19 protein-coding genes are annotated in these 19,063 nt (G+C 43.2%); all 19 read right to left on the bottom strand.

Going from position 1 to position 19,063, the window contains the following annotated elements; all coding sequences use genetic code 11:
* Positions 1 to 59: 59 nt before the first annotated feature.
* A complete protein-coding gene (gene spoVT, locus AABM38_RS00340) occupies positions 60 to 596 on the bottom strand; it encodes a stage V sporulation protein T (protein WP_207503236.1) in 537 nt (178 codons plus the stop codon).
* A 270-nt stretch (positions 597 to 866) separates the two neighbouring features.
* The gene (gene mfd, locus AABM38_RS00335; RefSeq protein WP_423408680.1) at positions 867 to 4,403 is read right to left on the bottom strand and encodes a transcription-repair coupling factor; all 3,537 of its coding nucleotides are present in this window, start codon (positions 4,401 to 4,403) and stop codon (positions 867 to 869) included.
* 196 nt (positions 4,404 to 4,599) lie between these two features.
* Positions 4,600 to 4,830, bottom strand: a complete 231-nt coding sequence (locus AABM38_RS00330) for an anti-sigma-F factor Fin family protein (RefSeq protein WP_335378588.1) — start codon at positions 4,828 to 4,830, stop codon at positions 4,600 to 4,602.
* A gap of 157 nt (positions 4,831 to 4,987) precedes the next feature.
* Entirely contained in the window at positions 4,988 to 5,548 is a 561-nt protein-coding gene (gene pth / locus AABM38_RS00325; protein ID WP_423408679.1) for an aminoacyl-tRNA hydrolase, read from the bottom strand.
* A gap of 162 nt (positions 5,549 to 5,710) precedes the next feature.
* Positions 5,711 to 6,340 carry a 50S ribosomal protein L25/general stress protein Ctc gene (locus AABM38_RS00320; RefSeq protein ID WP_423408678.1) on the bottom strand — a complete coding sequence of 210 codons (630 nt, stop codon included), beginning with the start codon at positions 6,338 to 6,340 and terminating at the stop codon, positions 5,711 to 5,713.
* A 153-nt stretch (positions 6,341 to 6,493) separates the two neighbouring features.
* Positions 6,494 to 7,450, bottom strand: a complete 957-nt coding sequence (locus AABM38_RS00315) for a ribose-phosphate diphosphokinase (RefSeq protein ID WP_335432594.1) — start codon at positions 7,448 to 7,450, stop codon at positions 6,494 to 6,496.
* A 16-nt stretch (positions 7,451 to 7,466) separates the two neighbouring features.
* The gene (gene glmU / locus AABM38_RS00310; RefSeq protein WP_423408677.1) at positions 7,467 to 8,840 is read right to left on the bottom strand and encodes a bifunctional UDP-N-acetylglucosamine diphosphorylase/glucosamine-1-phosphate N-acetyltransferase GlmU; all 1,374 of its coding nucleotides are present in this window, start codon (positions 8,838 to 8,840) and stop codon (positions 7,467 to 7,469) included.
* Positions 8,841 to 9,068: 228 nt separating this feature from the next.
* Complete coding sequence (gene spoVG / locus AABM38_RS00305) at positions 9,069 to 9,359, bottom strand: septation regulator SpoVG (RefSeq protein ID WP_003347151.1); 291 nt, start codon at positions 9,357 to 9,359, stop codon at positions 9,069 to 9,071.
* A 478-nt stretch (positions 9,360 to 9,837) separates the two neighbouring features.
* On the bottom strand, positions 9,838 to 10,212 hold the full coding sequence (locus tag AABM38_RS00300) for a RidA family protein (protein WP_335378593.1): 375 nt from the start codon (positions 10,210 to 10,212) through the stop codon (positions 9,838 to 9,840).
* Between the two features lie 58 nt (positions 10,213 to 10,270).
* Positions 10,271 to 11,095, bottom strand: coding sequence for a pur operon repressor (purR, locus tag AABM38_RS00295; protein ID WP_423408676.1), 825 nt, complete (start codon positions 11,093 to 11,095; stop codon positions 10,271 to 10,273).
* 55 nt (positions 11,096 to 11,150) lie between these two features.
* Positions 11,151 to 12,020, bottom strand: coding sequence for a 4-(cytidine 5'-diphospho)-2-C-methyl-D-erythritol kinase (gene ispE / locus AABM38_RS00290; protein ID WP_423408675.1), 870 nt, complete (start codon positions 12,018 to 12,020; stop codon positions 11,151 to 11,153).
* Positions 11,986 to 12,249, bottom strand: a complete 264-nt coding sequence (locus AABM38_RS00285) for a hypothetical protein (protein ID WP_423408674.1) — start codon at positions 12,247 to 12,249, stop codon at positions 11,986 to 11,988. The genes ispE and AABM38_RS00285 overlap by 35 nt, the downstream gene beginning before the upstream one ends.
* Before the next feature lie 281 nt (positions 12,250 to 12,530).
* A complete protein-coding gene (locus AABM38_RS00280) occupies positions 12,531 to 12,710 on the bottom strand; it encodes a small, acid-soluble spore protein, alpha/beta type (RefSeq protein WP_125481631.1) in 180 nt (59 codons plus the stop codon).
* 151 nt (positions 12,711 to 12,861) lie between these two features.
* Positions 12,862 to 13,125, bottom strand: coding sequence for a biofilm formation stimulator Veg (gene veg / locus AABM38_RS00275; protein WP_125481632.1), 264 nt, complete (start codon positions 13,123 to 13,125; stop codon positions 12,862 to 12,864).
* A 208-nt stretch (positions 13,126 to 13,333) separates the two neighbouring features.
* Entirely contained in the window at positions 13,334 to 14,197 is an 864-nt protein-coding gene (gene yabG / locus AABM38_RS00270; protein WP_423410615.1) for a sporulation peptidase YabG, read from the bottom strand.
* 712 nt (positions 14,198 to 14,909) lie between these two features.
* Positions 14,910 to 15,788 carry a 16S rRNA (adenine(1518)-N(6)/adenine(1519)-N(6))-dimethyltransferase RsmA gene (gene rsmA, locus AABM38_RS00265; RefSeq protein ID WP_423408673.1) on the bottom strand — a complete coding sequence of 293 codons (879 nt, stop codon included), beginning with the start codon at positions 15,786 to 15,788 and terminating at the stop codon, positions 14,910 to 14,912.
* On the bottom strand, positions 15,781 to 16,341 hold the full coding sequence (gene rnmV, locus AABM38_RS00260) for a ribonuclease M5 (RefSeq protein ID WP_423408672.1): 561 nt from the start codon (positions 16,339 to 16,341) through the stop codon (positions 15,781 to 15,783). Before rnmV ends, rsmA begins: the two co-directional genes overlap by 8 nt.
* 237 nt (positions 16,342 to 16,578) lie before the next feature.
* Positions 16,579 to 17,763 (bottom strand): ubiquitin-like domain-containing protein, encoded by a 1,185-nt coding sequence (locus tag AABM38_RS00255; protein WP_423410614.1) that lies wholly within the window; start codon positions 17,761 to 17,763, stop codon positions 16,579 to 16,581.
* Between the two features lie 237 nt (positions 17,764 to 18,000).
* Positions 18,001 to 18,768, bottom strand: a complete 768-nt coding sequence (locus AABM38_RS00250) for a TatD family hydrolase (RefSeq protein ID WP_423410613.1) — start codon at positions 18,766 to 18,768, stop codon at positions 18,001 to 18,003.
* Positions 18,769 to 19,063: the final 295 nt, after the last annotated feature.

Raw genomic sequence — 19,063 nt, 5'->3', positions numbered from 1 at the left:
AGCTTTGGCAGCTGCCCTTTAAGGAATGATAAAATTTCGGTTCAATATCAGAATCTAGATTATGATTCCATCTGTCTCGCCAGGAAGCCAGCAGCTGTTTCAACTGCTTTTTGTTCAACATCTCCTAGTGAGCCCTCTTTAGTGAAAATGATAACGGCTCCGATCGGATCACCGTTCGCAATGATTGGCCCAATTGTATAAGACGACACAGGTTCTTCATTGCCCTCAACAAGCGCAATGTTTGCTTGCTGGTTTACTAAAGTGGAATTGCGGTCTTCCATCGTCTTTTCGACAAGTTCACTGATGTTTTTGTTTAAGTAGTCTTTCTTTGAACCTCCGGCCAATGCGATATAAGTATCACGATCGCAGATTAGTACCGGGTTGCCTAAGCTGTCATATAGCGCTTCTGCATATTCCTTTGCAAAATCGCTTAACTCGCTGATTGGAGAATATTTCTTTAAGATGACTTCACCATCGCGGTCCACGAAAATTTCTAGTGGATCTCCTTCACGAATACGCAGCGTTCTTCTTATTTCTTTAGGAATGACGACACGACCTAAATCATCGATTCGACGAACAATACCAGTTGCTTTCATCCAACGTTGCCTCACTTTCATCTGATGATTATTTTGTTTGGTAATGACAATTTAAACCTTTATTAATCATCCTTACCAAGTTTGAACTTAGTATCTTTCATATGGAAAGTTCTATACACTTCTAAAAATATTTTCTCTGAAGTGATAAAGATGCCAAAAACGGATAAACCTTCCAGCTAACAAAAGCGTATAAACAAAAATTACCCTTGTCTTACTTTTTTGAAACACTTTCCAGTTTTACATTTTCGTTACAAGGTTTTTTCCCTAAGATTACGATACTGAGTTCTCTTGTTCTTTTTGGGAGTCGTGCAGTCCCTTCACCATTTCAAAAGTAATATCAAACCAGCGATCGTTTTTGATGAGTTTCGTATGGATGACCATCTTAAGCTTTTTGCCTTCCATTCCGAGCCCTACAGCATTCCGGTATTGGCTGCTGACCTTAAAGACTTTCTGTCCGTCAATCCTGCTGCTTCCTTCTTCTGTTAAAAGTATATTTACATCCTGCTTAGCTTGTTTTATTGATTCCACACCGGCAGTTATTGCATACACCTTCAGTTCGGCAACCTTGAACAAAGCTTCGACCTCTTCAGGGTAATCGCCATACCTGTCAATGATTTCTTCTTTTAATTCCTCGATATCCTTCAGAGTATCGATTCCGCGGAAACGTTTATACATTTCGATTTTTTGGTGGCCATCAGAAATGTAGCTGTCAGGGATATAGGCATCCAGCTCAAGATCGATCTCGATGGAAGGCCTGCGCACTTGCTCCTTCTCCGGCTTCCGTTCTTCGATTGCTTCCTTAAGCATTTGCGAATATAAATCAAAACCGACTGAGTCGATAAAGCCATGCTGTTGAGCCCCTAGCAGATTTCCCGCTCCGCGGATCGACAAGTCGCGCATCGCAATTTTGAAACCTGACCCAAGCTCAGTGAACTCCTTAATCGCCTGAAGGCGTTTTTCGGCAACTTCAGTAAGCACCTTATCTTTGCGGTAGGTAAAATAGGCATAAGCGACCCTGTTCGAACGCCCTACCCTTCCTCTAAGCTGATATAGCTGGGATAAGCCCATTTTATCGGCATCATAGACAAGCAGTGTGTTCACGTTCGGAATATCAACGCCTGTTTCGATGATTGTTGTACTCACAAGAACGTCAAACTCACCTTCCAGGAATCCAAGCATGACAGATTCCAGCTCATTTTCCGACATTCTTCCGTGCGCAAAGGTAACTCTTGCATCGGGAACAAGCATGGAAATTTCTTCAGCTTTCCGTTCGATGTCCTCAACCCGGTTATAAAGGAAATATACTTGTCCGTCCCTCGCAAGCTCACGTTCTATCGCTTCGCGTACAAGTCCTCCGTTGTATTCCATCACATACGTCTGGACAGGGAAGCGGTTTTCAGGCGGTGTCTCAATGACTGATAAATCCCTGACACCTAGCATCGACATATGCAGCGTCCTTGGAATTGGTGTCGCAGTCAAGGTCAGTACATCTACATTTGTTTTTAGCTGCTTGATCTTCTCTTTATGCGTTACCCCGAACCGCTGCTCTTCATCGATGATCAAAAGACCAAGATCCCTGTAGGTAATTTCCTTCGATAATAATCGATGGGTCCCAACGACAATATCAACACTTCCGGCCTTTAAGCCTTTGATTGTTTCTGTCTGCTGTTTCCTTGTCCTGAACCTGCTCAGCAAGCCAATATTAATCGGGAAATCCTGATATCTTTCTCTTAAGGTTTCATAATGCTGTTGTGCCAGGATCGTTGTTGGAACAAGGAATGCTACTTGTTTGCCATCGGCAATTGCCTTGAAGGCCGCCCTGATTGCGACTTCTGTTTTACCATAGCCGACATCTCCGCATAGGAGGCGGTCCATTGGCCGTTCACGTTCCATATCCAGCTTGATTTCATGGATGGAACGGATTTGATCCTCGGTCTCCTGATATGGGAAGGAGGATTCAAAGTCACGCTGCATTTCACCGTCTGGAGAGAATGCATGGCCTACGCTTGATTCTCGTTCCGCATACAGCTTGATGAGGTCGTCTGCAATATCCTGGACAGACGATTGAACCTTGCTCTTAACCCGTTTCCAGTCGCTGCCGCCCAGCTTGTAAATCTTCGGCTCTTTGCCTTCAGATCCTACATATTTCTGTACAAGATCAATTTGCTCGACAGGCACATACAATTTATCTGTTCCATGATAGCGAATATGCAGATAATCCTTATGCACCCCGTTTATTACGAGCGTTTCAATGCCCAAATATTTTCCGATTCCATGGTTCACATGGACAACATAGTCGCCAACCTTCAATTCAGAGTAGCTTTTAATCCGCTCTGCATTTGAAAGCTTTTGTCTCCTTGGAGCTTTTTTCGTCTTTTTATTAAAGAGTTCCTCTTCCGTAATCAACGCAATCTTCTGGATTGGGAACTCAAAACCCGTATTCAGGCTGCCCTGGATTATTTGGACTTTTCCCGGCAGTATTTCCTGCTTGCTATTAGACCTGACCGCATCTATTTCATAATCCTCGAGCACCCGCTCAAGCTTTTTGACTCTCTCATCATCCGGACCAAGGCAAATCACCGCATAATTCCCTTTGCGCCAGCGATCAATTTCAGCCTTCAGTACATGCATTTGCCCGTGGAAGCTTTGCATAGGTTTGCACGAGATGTTAATGATATTTTGCGGGCTTGTGTTAGGAACATGCCTTAAAAACAAGGATAAATAAACAATCGGATTCGCAGATTTGCTCAGCAGTTCAGGAAGATGGTGTGAAATCTTAAGATCATGGATGATTTGCCCTTCTCCAAGAAGGCTCGTGTACCATTCCGCTTCCTCCTTGTTCAGTGATTCATTCATTTCCTGCACCCTGCTTATTTCATCCACAAACAGAAAGCCGCCTGATGGCAAGTAATCTATTAAACTTTGAGGCTTCTCATAAGCGACCGATAAGTACTTGAAAACTTGATCCGGTTTCTGCCCATTTCTTAGCTGCTCAAGTTCATAGCCGATGTTCTGTGCCATAAGTGTCTTAGCCTTATCATCCTTCAGCTTTTTCAGGCTGTTTGAAAGGCCAGCTTCTATACCTGTAATGAGTCGGTCCAGCTGTTCATTTTCCAGTGGGATTTCTGTCGCTGGTCCAATTAAAACCGATTTCATTTTTTCCTTTGAACGCTGATCTTCGAGAGAAAACGTCCTGATCGAATCAACCTCCGCATCAAACAGCTCAATCCTGATTGGGTCAGCGGAAGTCAGCGGGTATATATCAATGATTCCGCCCCTGACACTGAACTCACCTGGTGCTGATACCATTCCTGCTCTGGTGTAGCCCATGCTTACAAAGCGATTGAGTACATCATCGAGGTCGATTTCTTCCCCGAGTTTGAACGTCATCTGGAACTTTGACCATAATTGTTTTGGCGGCAATACTTTTCTTAAGCCTGCCATTGGAACGATGACCATACCTGATTTCTTTTTGCTCCAATGATTCAAAGCCTCTATCCGCTGTGCTTTAAGCTCAGGGCTTGAGATACTGATTTCTGCGGCAATCAATTCATTTGCCGGATAAAGATAGACTTCATCTTCCCCTACTAAGTTAACAAGATCATCGTATAATTTTTGCGCCTGCAATAGATTATGCGTCACTACCAGGACGGGGCGTTTTGTCTGTTCGTATATTGCCGCTAAAAAGACAGTCCTTGCCGAACCGGACAGACCGGCGACAAGCTGTTCCCTAAGCCCCGCATCCATTCCGGAAATAACAGATTGGACATCATCCTGATGACTAAATAAAGCTTTTAGCCCCTGCATCCAAACCTCTCCCTCTCTTTTTAAAAAATTGTTTTCGTATACTTTGTTGCTTTTATAACAATCCAAAAAAACAACAATCTTTTAGAAAACAGCCTTTTAAATTACATTTTAACGTTGCGATATTTAACGCAATTACTAGTTTTTCAATGCTGATATATAAACAGAAAAATGCTTTGGATGAGAAATCCAAAGCTTGTCAGTGAATTAAATAGTCATGTTGATGGAAGTCTGGATTTCGTTCCAGCGCTTCCTGACAATCTTCACAGATCGATTTTATATGGATGTCGCCATTGCCTGCGTAAGAAACCATCTCCTGCCGTTCTTCATCGGTAAGCTTATGCAAGCCAAGGCTTTCGCTGTGGACAGACATCCTGTCCAGCGAGCCGATATTCGTTCCGCAATGGCGGCATTGATAATGTATAGCCATGCCCGTCCCTCCCAAATTAAGTCATTATCATTATTGACCCTTTGCGAGGAACTTATGCATTTAGCCTATTGTATGCTTCCTTTTATAAATTATATTACTAAATGGATGGTTGCGCATAATTGTTATTCGCCATTCAGCTTGAATTCCTACTAAAAGCCTAACGGTTAAAAGTATTCATCACTTCTAAAAACGGCTTTTTCATCCATTCTTCACATGCATCAGCCGATTTGACGACCGCCTCTTGCATTTGATCCTGCTCTTCACTAGTAAAACGTCCGAGCACCCAGTCTGTCACCGCCATACCGTTCTGAGGCCGGCTGATGCCCACTCTGATGCGGTTGAATTCCTGCGTGCCTGTATGGGCAATCGTCGACTTAATTCCATTATGGCCTCCAGCGCTGCCTTTTTGCCTTAAGCGAATCCTGCCCGTTGGCATATCAAGATCATCATAAATAACGACTAAATCGTCCATATCTATGTCATAGAAATCCATGACAGCCCTGATGGATTCTCCAGAAAGGTTCATATATGTTAGTGGCTTTAAAAGGATTACCTTTTCCCCGCCTGCAAAACCCTTTCCATAAATCCCTTTGTGCTTCGCCTGATCCAAAGGAATGTTCCACCTTTTCGAAAGCTCGTCGATCACTTCAAATCCTATATTATGCCTTGTTTTATCATATTGTTTCCCTGGATTCCCTAAACCCACAAACAATTTCATTCTTGTTTCACACCCCTTATCAGCAAAGCGTAACACCCTAAAAAGAGAACGCAAATTAAGCACTTCCCATCCTCCTCCAGTTACGCCTTGGTTAGACGACTCTATTTTAACAACCGTAAAAGACGTAACCTCTTCAGGCTACGTCCATTACCTACTGTATTATTATTCGCTAGCTTCTGTTTCTCTTCCTTCTTCATTTTCAGGTTGTCCTGGCTCTTGTTCTTCTCCAGAATTAATTTCTTCTTCCTGTTTCGGAGGAAGGATGGAAACTAGTACAGTGTTTTCATCATCGTTTATTTCATAATTTCCAGTTTTGATATCCGCAATTGTGAGGTTCTCTCCTACCTGAAGCTTGGTCACATCGACATCTATGGATGGAGGAATGCTTCCAGGAGTCGAAGTAATGTTCACTTCATGCACAGGCTGCTGCATAACGCCGCCATCTTTCACACCTGCAGCATCCCCGACGAGATTGATTCTAACACTCGCATTTACCTTCGAACTCTTATCCACTGTAAGGAAATCAGCATGGAGGACCTCATTTTTGATATGGTCCTGCTGGTAATCCGTCAGCATGACATCATGCTGGCTGCCGCCAACATCAAGTGAAATCACGCCATTTTTCCCATTTTCGCGGATCGTCTTAAGAAATTCAATGCTGTTTATATAAATCGGTTTGCTTTCTGAATTCCTTCCATACACGACTGCCGGAATGTTGCCCTCCTGGCGTAAACGTCTTAGATTAGAACCATTAGAACCTGTGCGTTCAGTTGCTTTCAATACTGCACCCATGGTTTTGTCCCCTTCCTATTCAATAAGTTTTGTCTATATAAAAAATGCCCCAAAATAGGAAGGTCTAAACGTTTAACTTTCTATTACCAGAAGCTTTCAAGTAAAAACAGGATTAGGCTTGCCCTAAGGCAAGCCTGTTTTGTCCCTGTAAAATTAATCAAACAGTGTGCTTACTGACTGCTCTTCATGGACGCGGATAATCGCTTCGCCAATCAGTGGTGCAACAGATAGCTCATAGATTTTTTCAATGCGCTTTTCTTCTGGAAGCGCGATTGTATTTGTCACAACCAGTTCTTTTATCTTGGAGTTTTGGATTCGTTCAATCGCAGGTCCTGATAATACAGGGTGTGTACAGCATGCATAAACTTCCTGCGCGCCATTTTCCACTAATGCATTGGCTGCCAGTGTAATGGTTCCTGCTGTATCAATGATATCGTCAATCAGGATGGCTACCTTACCCTCGATATTACCAACGATGTTCATAACTTCTGCGACATTTGGCTTCGGACGGCGCTTATCGATGATTGCGATTGGCGCTTTCAGTCTTTCCGCCATTTTTCTTGCACGAGTTACACCGCCATGGTCAGGAGAGACAATAACGATATCGCCATTTAATTCCTTGCTCTTGAAGTGGTCCGCAAGAATAGGTACACCCATTAAATGGTCAATCGGAATATCAAAGAAACCTTGAATCTGTGGTGCGTGAAGATCCAGCGTAATGACGCGTGTAGCGCCTGCTGTTTCAAGCAGGTTTGCTACAAGCTTAGCAGTGATTGGTTCACGTGCACGAGCTTTACGGTCTTGGCGTGCATAGCCATAGTAAGGCATAACGATATTGATTGTTTTCGCAGAAGCACGTTTCAACGCATCGATCATGATCAGCAATTCCATGATGTTTTCATTTACAGGTGAACTCGTAGACTGGATGACATATACGTCACAGCCACGGATACTTTCTTCGATGTTAATCTGGATTTCTCCATCGCTGAATTGGGAAACAGAGCATTTTCCTAACTCTACTCCAATTACCTTTGCGATTTCCTCGGCAAGCTCAACATTTGAATTAAGTGAAAAAACCTTTAAATTTGGGTCTAGATACTGGTTTGACATTGTGGACCTCCAAGACTTATTTCTTTACGTTCATTTTCCCTACATAATCTTCTTTGTTGACTTGACGCGCTCGTGCCAGTGCAAGTGCTTCACCTGGAACATCCTCAGTGATTGTTGATCCTGCTGCAACATAAGCGCCTTTTCCAATCGTAACTGGTGCAACAAGATTCGAATTGCAGCCAATGAAGACGCCGTCTTCGATCTTAGTCAAGAATTTGTTCTTGCCGTCATAGTTAACCGTAATTGATCCGCAGCCGATGTTCACATCCGCGCCAACCTCAGCATCTCCAATGTAGCTTAAGTGTGAAGCCTTGCTTCCGCGACCGAATACCGCTTTTTTAATCTCAACAAAATTACCGATTTTCACTTCATCATGTATATCGGAATCTGGTCTGATATGAGCAAATGGTCCAATGTTGACCTCTGAACCAATTTTACTGTTGAAAGCCGCTGACTGACGAATAACTGTATTGTTTCCAATTTCACAGTCGCTAATTTCACTATTTGGTCCAAGCTGGCATTCGGATCCGATCACTGTTTTACCTGAAATCGTTGTCCCAGGATAAATGACAGTATCCCGGCCAATTTCCACATCCGGGCCGATATACGTGTTATCAGGGTCAATGAATGAAACACCATTGCGCATATGGAACTCATTGATTCGCTTTTTCATCGTACCTTCAGCTTCAGCGAGCGCAACACGGTCATTAACACCAAGCGTTTCAGCAAAGCTGTCCGTAACATAAGCAGATACAATCTCGCCCTGGTTCTTCAAAATTTCGATTACATCCGGAAGATAGTATTCTCCCTGGACATTATCATTTGATACCTTATGGATCGTCTCAAACAATAACTTGTTATCGAAGCAATAAGTACCTGTGTTGATTTCATTGATGCTTCTTTCTTGCTCAGTCGCGTCCTTATGCTCAACGATTTTTTCAACAAAACCATCGCCATTTCTGACAATGCGGCCATATCCAGTTGGATCTTCCGCTCTAGCTGTCAGGATCGTGGCTTTAGCCTTCGTCTCTTCATGACGCTTGAATAGTGCTTCCATTGTCTCTGCTTTAATCAGCGGTGTGTCTCCGCAGACAACAATCGTCACACCTTCTTTGTCCGCAAGCATGCCTTCAGATTGAAGGACAGCATGAGCTGTTCCAAGCTGTTCTGCTTGCAGCGCGTATTGGCTGTCATGGCCAAGCTGTTCTTTTACCTTTTCAGCACCGTGGCCGACAATCGTCACGATTTCGTTTATATTAAGACTTTTCACCTGGTCAATAACATGCTGTACCATTGGCTTGCCGCATACAGGGTGAAGTACTTTGTAAAGCTTGGACTTCATTCTAGTACCCTGACCGGCCGCTAAGATGATTGCATAACGATTAGACATTAGCAGGCCTCCAATTTTACCTTTTTATCCATTACGAATATATCTTAAATAGCCGGGTATTTCAAGAATAGAAGAGCAAGTACAATTATTTGTCATTTATACCGGGGGCAGTTTTTCTTGAAAAACTGTTTCATTCTGCTGAAAAATGGGTTTATAGGGGATCAAATGCGGGGAAATAAAAAAGAGCCCTACTTATGCAGCAGGCTCTTGGTGTCTTGCGTTCTATTTCTAGGAAGCTCCAGCTTCTTCGAATTCAACTTCTAGTTCACCTAAACGGTGGTATTCTGCCAATACAGCTTCCTGAATTTTTCCGCGTGTGCCCGAATTGATCGGATGCGCGATATCACGGAACTCGCCATCAGGAGTACGTTTACTTGGCATTGCAACAAATAGGCCGTTGTTTCCATCAATCACCCTGATATCATGGACAACAAACTCGTTGTCAAGCGTGATGGAAGCGATTGCTCTCATCCGTCCATCTGTATTAACGCGGCGTAATCTTACGTCAGTTACTTCCATTCTGTTCACCACCTTTACAAATAGATAAAATTCTAGTTAAATAATTCCACAATGAATTCAAAACTCCTTCTTTATTCAGAAAATTTTTTTTAAAAAATAGGGCAAATTCATGAACATTTTCTTATTGAAAGCCCTATCACTCTATTTTTTCAAGATAAAATAGGCTTTTTTGGCTATTGACCTTTTATTTTCATCTCTGTTAAAAAGGCTGTTGATTTTCGTTCCAGGCGCTTCGCTTTCCGCGGGGCTGGCGCTGAGCCTCCTCGTCGCTTCGCTCCTGCGGGGTCTCACCTGTCCAGCTGCGCCCGCAGGACATTGAATAGCTTCCTCGAATCCGCCCACGCACGATGGAAATGCGTTAGCATTTTCGGAGGAGTCTTCGCGCCTTCCAATCCAATCAACAGGCTATGAATATCAATATTCAGTTAACACAGCCTCCTGTTAATTCCGTTAAATAAGAACAAAAAAAACACGCTCGTTATTTAACGAGCGCGATTACTTCAATCTCTACTAATGCATCTTTCGGAAGTCTTGCTACCTCTACTGTCGAACGTGCAGGCTTATGAACACTGAAATACTCCCCATAAACTTCATTCAATTGAGCAAATTCATCCATATTCTTAATAAATACAGTTGCTTTTACAACGGTCTCCAAGGATGCTCCTGCAGCCTCCAGTACAGCTGTCAGATTTTTAAAGACCTGATGTGCCTGGGCCTGTATATCCCCTTCAACCATTACACCTTCTGCCGTCAATGGAATCTGGCCAGAACTGAAAAACAGATTGTTCACTACAACACCTTGGGAATAAGGGCCAATTGCGGCTGGCGCATTTGAAGTTTGTACAATATTCATATTGTCACCCCATCTTATTATTAAAGGTCTTTTTTCGAAAAGACCCTTTTTAATAGAGTTATTCTTTACGCAAGAAGTAATTTCCTTCACTCACGGTTATTTTTCGTTCTTTAACATCAACATTCGAAAGACGTACAAGTGAAAGATACTCATCCACCAGTCTTTCTTCAATATTTTCTGATTCAACGAGAACAGCAATTCCCGCTAATTCTGCATTAAACTCTTCAAGCAGATTGATCATCCCATTGACCGTTCCGCCTGCTTTCATGAAGTCGTCCACAATCAATACTTTCGAACCCTGTGCGAGACTCCGTTTTGAAAGGACCATCGTCTGGATCCTTTTAGACGATCCTGAAACATAATTGATGCTGACCGTTGAACCTTCCGTAACCTTGCTGTCTCTTCTTACAATCACGACTGGGACATTTAAATAGCTTGCCACCGCATAGGCAATTGGGATACCCTTTGTAGCGACGGTCATCACGACCTCAATGTCCTTTTTAGCAAAAGCAGAAGCTAACAGCCTGCCAACCTCCTGGACAATCGCTGGGTTTCCAATGATATCGTTCATATACAAATAACCGCCTGGCAGCAGCCGGTCCGGGCTGGCCATGATCGTGCAGAGATCCTTTATTACTTCTTTCGCCTTATCATCATTGATATTGACGTGGAACTTAACTCCCCCGGCAGCGCCTGGTACTGTTTGCAGCACACCGATTCCCCGCTGCTCAAATGTTTCTTTGATGATTCCCAGATCTTCGCTGATCGAGGATTTGGCAGAACCATATTTCTCCGCGAAATAAGTTAACGGTACCAGTTGGCGAGGATGTTCAAGTAAATAAGTCGTCATATCAATCAAACGCTCACTGCGTCGAAATTTCATTGAAGAACCCCCAAAATCCGAATATTTAAGGTTAATATAACACCATTATACGGATTTAATCAAGGGTATGCCGTTCCCCGAGCATTCTGACAGCAAATACCTGATCACAAAATCCTCTTAAACCATTATAAATCCGATGCATCCGTGAATCATGCTCTACAAGGCTGAAAACGGTTGGGCCGCTGCCGCTCATCAAAACTGCATCCGCTCCAAAGCGCTTCATCTGGTCTTTGATTTGGGCTACTTCCGGATATAGTGACAGGGTTACATCCTCTAGCACATTGCCAACGCTGTTGCATACCCCACGGAAATCCCCATTTTCTATTGCAGAAATCATTTCTTTTGTAGGCGGGTGCTCAATTTTATCTACATGTAAACGACGATAAACTTCTGCTGTAGAGACACCGATAAAAGGCTTAGCCAGGACAATCCAGCATGTCGGCGGGGCTTGAAGCTGCTCGATGATTTCTCCACGGCCAGTTGCCAATGCCGTTCCACCGTAGACACAGAAAGAAACGTCCGATCCTATTTCCGCACCCAGTACGGCCAGTTCGTCCAATGTCAGTCCAAGTTTCCAGAGCTTGTTCAGCCCTCTTAGCGTAGCGGCTGCATCACTGCTGCCACCAGCCAGGCCCGCAGCTACAGGAATTGTTTTTTCAATACCGATGACTACGCCCTTTTTCACCTGGAATCTTTCTTTCAATAAATGGGCTGCCTGATAAGCAAGGTTCCGCTGGTCATCCGGAACAAATCTATTGTGTGAATGGATGACAATCCTGTCTTCCTCAAGTAAACTAAGCTCAATGCGGTCAGCCAAATCAATCGTCGTCATCACCATCTCAACTTCATGGTAACCGTCCGGCCTTTTATGCAACACATCAAGCGACAAATTAATTTTCGCTGGCGCCTTCACCAAAATCTTCACTGCTTCCACCTACTTTAACGAATTCCACATTTTGTCCTATTTTACCACAAAACGATAAGAAAAGCGCAAGCGCCTTGGTCAGCCCCGACAAGCGCTGGAGGGCCTGACAGTGAAGTCGCTTTTTGACTTCATTGGCAGGACCGAAGCGACTCGAGGGGCTAGGCGCTGGAGCTGGACAATTATCGAAGTTGAACATATACTCTCCAAAAGTAATAAAAGTAAGACTCATCTCCTCGAAACATTCCTTTATTTTATCATTTGCATTATGTCGAATACAGTAAATTCACAAATAATTAGGGAATATACGGTGTGCGCAGTAAATCTTAAAGGTATTTCATATTAAGCTCAGCTTAGCTCCACTAAACAAAAAAACCGGAGCCTAAGCCCCGGTACCCCGATGGTTTCGAATTATTTTTTCACCCATGGCTTTTCTCGCATATTACGATTGGTACGAAAAGAGCCTCTAAAGGCAGGCTATTTGGCAGTTTACAAAAGAATATCCATCTTAGGTCAGTGCTTCTGGTTAACAAGCTGCTGCTCTGCTAATTCGATCGCTCGCTTGACCATGTTCCCTGCGTCCTTGGCCTTGATGCCGCCCCAGCCTTCTTTCTGGACAACATCATAAAACCCAAGTTCTTTCGCAAGCTCCTCTTTCAACCTGTCAGACATAATCCCTCTTCTTCTGCCCATGAAAACCATCTCCTTTCACCATCGAGGCTTTTTTAGTTTCTTTTTAAAAGGAGGTTTTCATGTAAGCCTAAATTATCCTTATGTGCTGCGAATTTTAGGCAAAATAAAAAGCAGTTAACCCGAAAGTCCACTGCCTGTACCTCATTGAGCCTTAGCTCAATGCCATTGATCCTGTTGTATCCTCAAAGAAGGTAATTTCAACCGTTTCTGTTAAAACATCTGCGTAGCTGTACGAAACACGTTCAAAAGCATTTTCATCCTGGTCGAGCTCAATCACGAAAACAGAAGGATAAGTTTCAGCTAACACACCAGAACGTTCGATCGTTTTTCTGCGTCCGCCGTTGGCCTTTAGCAAGAGTCTTTTTCCTAAGTTTGAATCAAGAGCTTTTTTGATATCCGATAATGTTTTTGGCATTCGGTCCACCTCACTGTGTAAAGTATAACACGCTGACACCACTTTCGTCAAACAAAAACATAAATTATAACAGTTGATAAAAATAAAAGTCAATATCTTTTCTTCTTCTTTTTCTTCTAATTTTCAACATTTTTAGAGTAGCCTTTATCACGGTAAAATATGTACACCAATCCATAAAAAAACGCCGGACGAGACTGGACATCAGTCTTTACTCCGGCGAATTCTTTTTATATGGCATTCCTGTTCTGAGTACTCCTTTTGTTTCTATGCCTCCGAGCCCCTTATCACCTGTGAGAGTATTCCGTAAAACATCCCAGACATTGATGCGCTCCATAAAAGGAGTAAAACTAATTTTAGCCACTATATAAACAGGATCAAGAGCATGAATATTCACCCTCGATGGTGAACTGGCGAAATTTGCCCCCGCATGGATCAGCGACTCAAAATGGGACTGGCAGGCGCCAGCAAAGATGACGAGCTGGTCAAGATGGGGAATCTTTTTCCTTGCTTCCCTCACAGTCTGGACAAAATGTTTGGAATGGCGATAAGCATTCAGGTCTTCCATTGAGCCCTTTGACTTTGAATAAGCATCATGCCCTGTAATGACTAAAATATCCGGCCGGTAATAATCGATCAGCTTGCCGACCTTTTCCGGCATCTCCTTTTCATTGCAATGGATGCCATACACGGGAACCCCGACTTTCTCATAAAGAGTCAGGCACTTTTTTAAATAATTCGGATCTCCATCTAAATGAAGCACCTTTCCTGGCATCTGAAAATAATTATAGGATTTGCTATATCCCTCGGTAGTTTCATATTCCTGCTTTTGCTGCAGTAAATCAACGTCCTGTCGAAAAAGCTTATATGACTGTTCCTCAAGTGACCGGAATTCCTTCGTCAGCCTCATGCGCACATTTTGATCGATTTTCAATAAATCCTCATAGGGCGCATCGGCGATCAGCCGAAAATCCTCACCATATAATATCGCGATTTTCTTGCCATTTATATCTCTGATATCGATTACACGGAACATAATATCGCATTGATACGAAACCCTGCCGACGATATCCATGAGGTTAATGTTCACAATCGTCACTCCAATTGCCCCGCACAATAGGCTGCGCTAAATGGTTTTCAATGATAAACTATGCAAAAACCCAAAGACATGTGATTATGCGCATTGGAACTGATGTGCTTTCTGTTAGGTGGATATCTTGATTTGATTTTCGGATTGTCCCCGAATGATTTTCCTAACTGCTCACTGGAAGTGCTCTGGCATAAGAAAAGCGCAAGCGCCTTGGTCAGCCCCGACAAGCGCTGGCCGACTAAAACCGCCACGTCCTGTGGCAACGTCGGCACTAAGACATCGTGTCTGTCGAAGGGCCGACCAGTGAAGTCGTCCTTTGACTTCATTGGGCGGACCGAAACCGAAATGTGTAGCCGACTGCCCAGAAACGCAGAAACTGGAGACTCCGACAAAGAAGCGCTTTTTGCTTCTGCCGGCGGAGTTGAAGTTTCGGAGTTTCTAGGAGGCGAAACTAGACAATTCGAAAAGCGGAGGCGACTGGTTAACTCCGACAAGCGCTGGAGGGCCTGACAGTGAAGTCGCTCTTTGACTTCATTGGCAGGACCGAAGCGTCTCGAGGAGTTAGGAGCCGCAGCTAGACATGCGACTCGAGGGGCTAGGCGCTGGAGCTGGACATTACTCGAAGTGAATTTTATACTTTCTTACCGCATAAAAAAAAGCCCGGATTCATCATCCGGACTTTAATTAGTGCATTTACTTAATGAAAATAAGGATACAAAGCTTCACACAGTCTCGCAAATTCTTCGATGGACAAAGTCTCTCCCCTTCGCGATTCCACAATCTCAGCCTGCTTGAGCGCTGCAAGGATATCTTCCTTTTTTTGTTTTCCATCTGGAAGCTGGCTTGTCAGGTTATTTAGGATCGTTTTCCTTCTCTGGGCGAAGCTCGACCTTGTAACGTGGAAGAAGAACGATTCGTCCGTTACTTTTACAGGCGGTTCATCATGCAAAGTCAGCCTGATCACAGCGGAATCTACATTAGGCTGTGGCATGAATACTGTTTTAGGTACAATCATGACAGTCTCAGCTTTTGTGTAGTATTGTACAGCGATGGACAAAGAGCCGTACTCCTTCGTCCCTGGCTTTGCCGAAATACGATCCGCAACCTCTTTCTGCAGCATGCAGACGATTCCCCTAATAGGCAGCCTTTCCTCAAGCAGTTTCATCAAGATGGGTGTCGTCACATAATAAGGAAGGTTGGCAACGACCATCACTTCCTCTTGTCCTGCGAATTCCTTTTCAATCACTGCCTGTACATCCGCTTTCAGCACATCGCTATGGATGATTTTTACGTTAGGGTACGGCGAGAGGGTATCCTCCAATATTGGGAGAAGGCGCTGGTCAATTTCAAAAGCAACGACCTTTTCCGCTCTTCTTGCCAATTGTTCCGTAAGTGCTCCGATTCCAGGACCAATTTCTATCGCTCCGCTTTTTTCCGTTAATTCTGCATGGTCAACGATTCTGTTTAATATATTAGTATCAATCAGGAAATTCTGCCCTAAGCTCTTTTTAAAAGAGAATCCGTATTTATCGAGTATCTCCTTCGTTCTCACAGGTGTCGCTATATCCTTATGCATCTTGCTCCTCCTTAAGGATTTCTGCCAATGCATCTGCGAAATCCTGTCTTTTCACTTGAAACATCATCAAACGCTTATGAAGCTGCTTTCCATTCGTGTATCCGATTCTAAGCAGCCTGCCAAGCCTTTCACGCCTTTCCTTAGCGCCTGGTCCGCCAATCAGTCCGGCAACGATCAAGTCCTCTTGGCTGATTTCTTCAACTGATTCCGTGTCCATTACCTGCGCACCCTTAAGAGCTTCCCTGATCACTTCGGGTGAAGCATGTTCAACACCTATTCCACGCCCGGACTTTGGCCTGGCTAATTCTTTCGGTATAAAAGCATGCTTGCAGCCGGCTATTTGTTCTGAAATCGTTTTACGGATTTTTTCACCAGGATAATCTGGGTCCGTAAAAACAATGACTCCTCGTTTTTCATGCGCATTGCGAATCCGTTCAATTGTTTCCGCATTGATCGCTGATCCATTTGTTTCTAAAGTGTCAGCATCGACAGCACGGCGGATCGCAGTGGTATCGTCCTTGCCCTCGACTACGATTATTTCTTTTATTTTCATGTTTCCTCCAATACGAGCACCTTAATAAATCCTTAAAATAATTTCAGAGAAAAATTAATTTTTCTCTGAAATACTTGAAACAATTCTGCAATATAATCGTCTATATAAGTGAAAACATTTTAGATTAGTTTATAGCTCCGCCGGGTAATAAATATATAACACTTTTCTTATTATACCTTAAACTGATATAAGCTAAAAAACAAAAAATGCAGAGGAAGGTTCCCCTGCATCCATGAATTAATTTAGAATTTTGATTTTGACGCGCTTACTTCCCCATCGGAATGCATCTGATTTAGATGGGAAAAAGACATCAATTTTAAAGCCCTTTATTGCAGAACCTGTATCAGCGGCTATTGCATACCCATAGCCTTCAACGTATACTTTTGTCCCTAAAGGAATAACCCTAGGATCCACGGCAATTACTTTTGCATTTGGATTTGCCCTTAAGTTCATTCCAGTTGCTGTGTAACCAGAACAGCCATTACAATTAGCCGTATACGCAGTCGAAGACACATATATCTCCTTGCCTGCAGGCTCGCTTGACCCACGTGAAACTTGAGCAACTAAAACTTTAGTTCCCATCGCCACGACTTTATCCTGTTTTTCTTTCATTTTCTTCTCGCTGACCAGCTTTCTTGAAACTTCCTTACCGTTTTCCAAGACTACTTCATAACGCTTGGATAGTAAGCCTTCCTGGCCTTCGTTTACGACTTTCTGTTTACCTTTTTCCAGATTGCTGTCGTTTTTGGTGATGACTGCATAATTAATTGGTTCTTCCACTACATCGGTGACTTTTTCAACTCGAATGACATTAATCACGGCATTTTTTGTGACTGTCTGCTTAAGTTCAGGTTCAACACGGTCTAATTTGTTGAGTGTAATCCCTTGCTGTGATAAAAAGTCAGCGACCGTAGTCGAAGTCGACCACACATCTTGCTTTTTGCCGCCTACTACAAGTTTAAGCGGGAAAGCTCTTTGAATGGCAATCTTCATATCCTTTTTCAGTTTAGCGTCTGGGTTTAGGTTTAACTGGTCGTGTTCATTCAAAACAATATTTTGTTCCTTCAGGAAGTCCTCCACAGTATCGGCTGCTGTCCAATACGTTTTCTTTTCCTGATCCTGTATTACCTCTACCTGTTTTGCCGGCTTCCACACGATGGCTAGATCATTCTGTACTTTCGTGTCTGCCGCCAGCGATAAATAGTCCTCTGAGCGTAATGAAATATCGAGATCATTAAATAATTCCTGGATTGTATTCGCATGTGTTTTAATGACTCTTTCCTGTCCGTCCAATGTTAGAGCAACTGTCTTCTTGGTTCCTTCATACATGAAGATCCCCAGCGCAGCCACAAAAACTAGGAAACTAGCAGAAAAAATCACCAGCTTCTTCTTACTCAAAGTCTTGGAAAACAGGTTTTTCATACTATTAATCACGATGAAAAACGCCTCCTCTTCTCGGAGTGATTATAAAGATATTGTTGCCGACTTGTCAACCCAGACACCCCCGCCAAAGGTAATCCCTATTATGCAAGAAGCTCCATAAAAAGGAAAGCAAGAGTTATCGACACGGTTATCCTATGTTGAATGTGAGATATGTAGAACTTTTTAGAATCACATTTTTTTTGGACAACCTTGCTGATAAATCGACAACATTCTTTATCACTTTATGCCGAATAATTTTTTAGCATTTTGGGTTGTTGCTTCTGCAATCTCCTCAAAAGATAACCCTTTTAATCCTGCGATTTCTTCGGCGACCAATTTTACATATGCAGGCTCGTTCCTTTTGCCGCGATATGGATGCGGAGTCAAGTACGGACAATCTGTTTCTACTAATAATCGGTCCAGCGGAATTGATTCTGCTACTTCCTTTGGTTTCTTGGCGTTTTTAAATGTAACAGGACCGCCAAGTGAAATATAGAAGTTCATCTCAATGCATTCAAGCGCTGTTTCGACACTGCCGCTGTAGCAATGCATGATCCCGCCAACTTCCCCTGCATTCTCTTCCTTTAAAATCTCAACTATGTCTGCTGTTGCGTCGCGATTATGTATGATGATCGGAAGTCTTACTTCTCTTGCCAGCCTGATTTGCTTTCGGAATACCTCTTTCTGGATTTCCTTCGGGGATTTGTCCCAATAATAATCAAGCCCCATCTCCCCAAGAGCGACCACTTTCGGATGGCTTGCCAACTCCTTCAGCCAATCCAGGTGTTCAGGTGTCATATCAATGGCATCAACTGGATGCCAGCCAACGCTCGCATGGATAAAATCGTACTCCTCAGCCAGCTCGATTGCTTTTTTAATCGTCTGCTCGTCAAACCCGACTACAACCATATTGGTTACACCTTCAGCAATTGCCCGGTCAATGACCTCCTGAAGATCGCCGTTAAATTGTTCTGCATTTAAGTGTACGTGTGTGTCAAAAAGCATCATTAAACTCCTTTACTGGCACCGCTTACAGATTCATTCTAACAATCATTGATTGAATGTAGAATAGACAGGCGACTATGTTCTTAAAATCGTGATAAAGTTTTGTCGATATCATAACTTTTTTCAGCGGTTAAGGTCAAATTTTTGGTTCTGAATTTTTAAAAACCCGACAATTGACGGGAATGGCGTGTGTTTCTTCTTTTTGGATTTTCTCGTATAGTTTGTCCCTTTTAATAAGTTAATTTCCACTTCGTTTTATCCTTAATGAAAGATCGATCCTATTAGGCAAATCTCA

The organism is Heyndrickxia sp. MSNUG (assembly GCF_049532715.1).
GTDB lineage: Bacteria > Bacillota > Bacilli > Bacillales > Cytobacillaceae > Mesobacillus.
The sequence above is the reverse complement of the archived record's forward strand: the minus strand, read 5'-3'. Positions and strand labels throughout refer to the sequence as shown.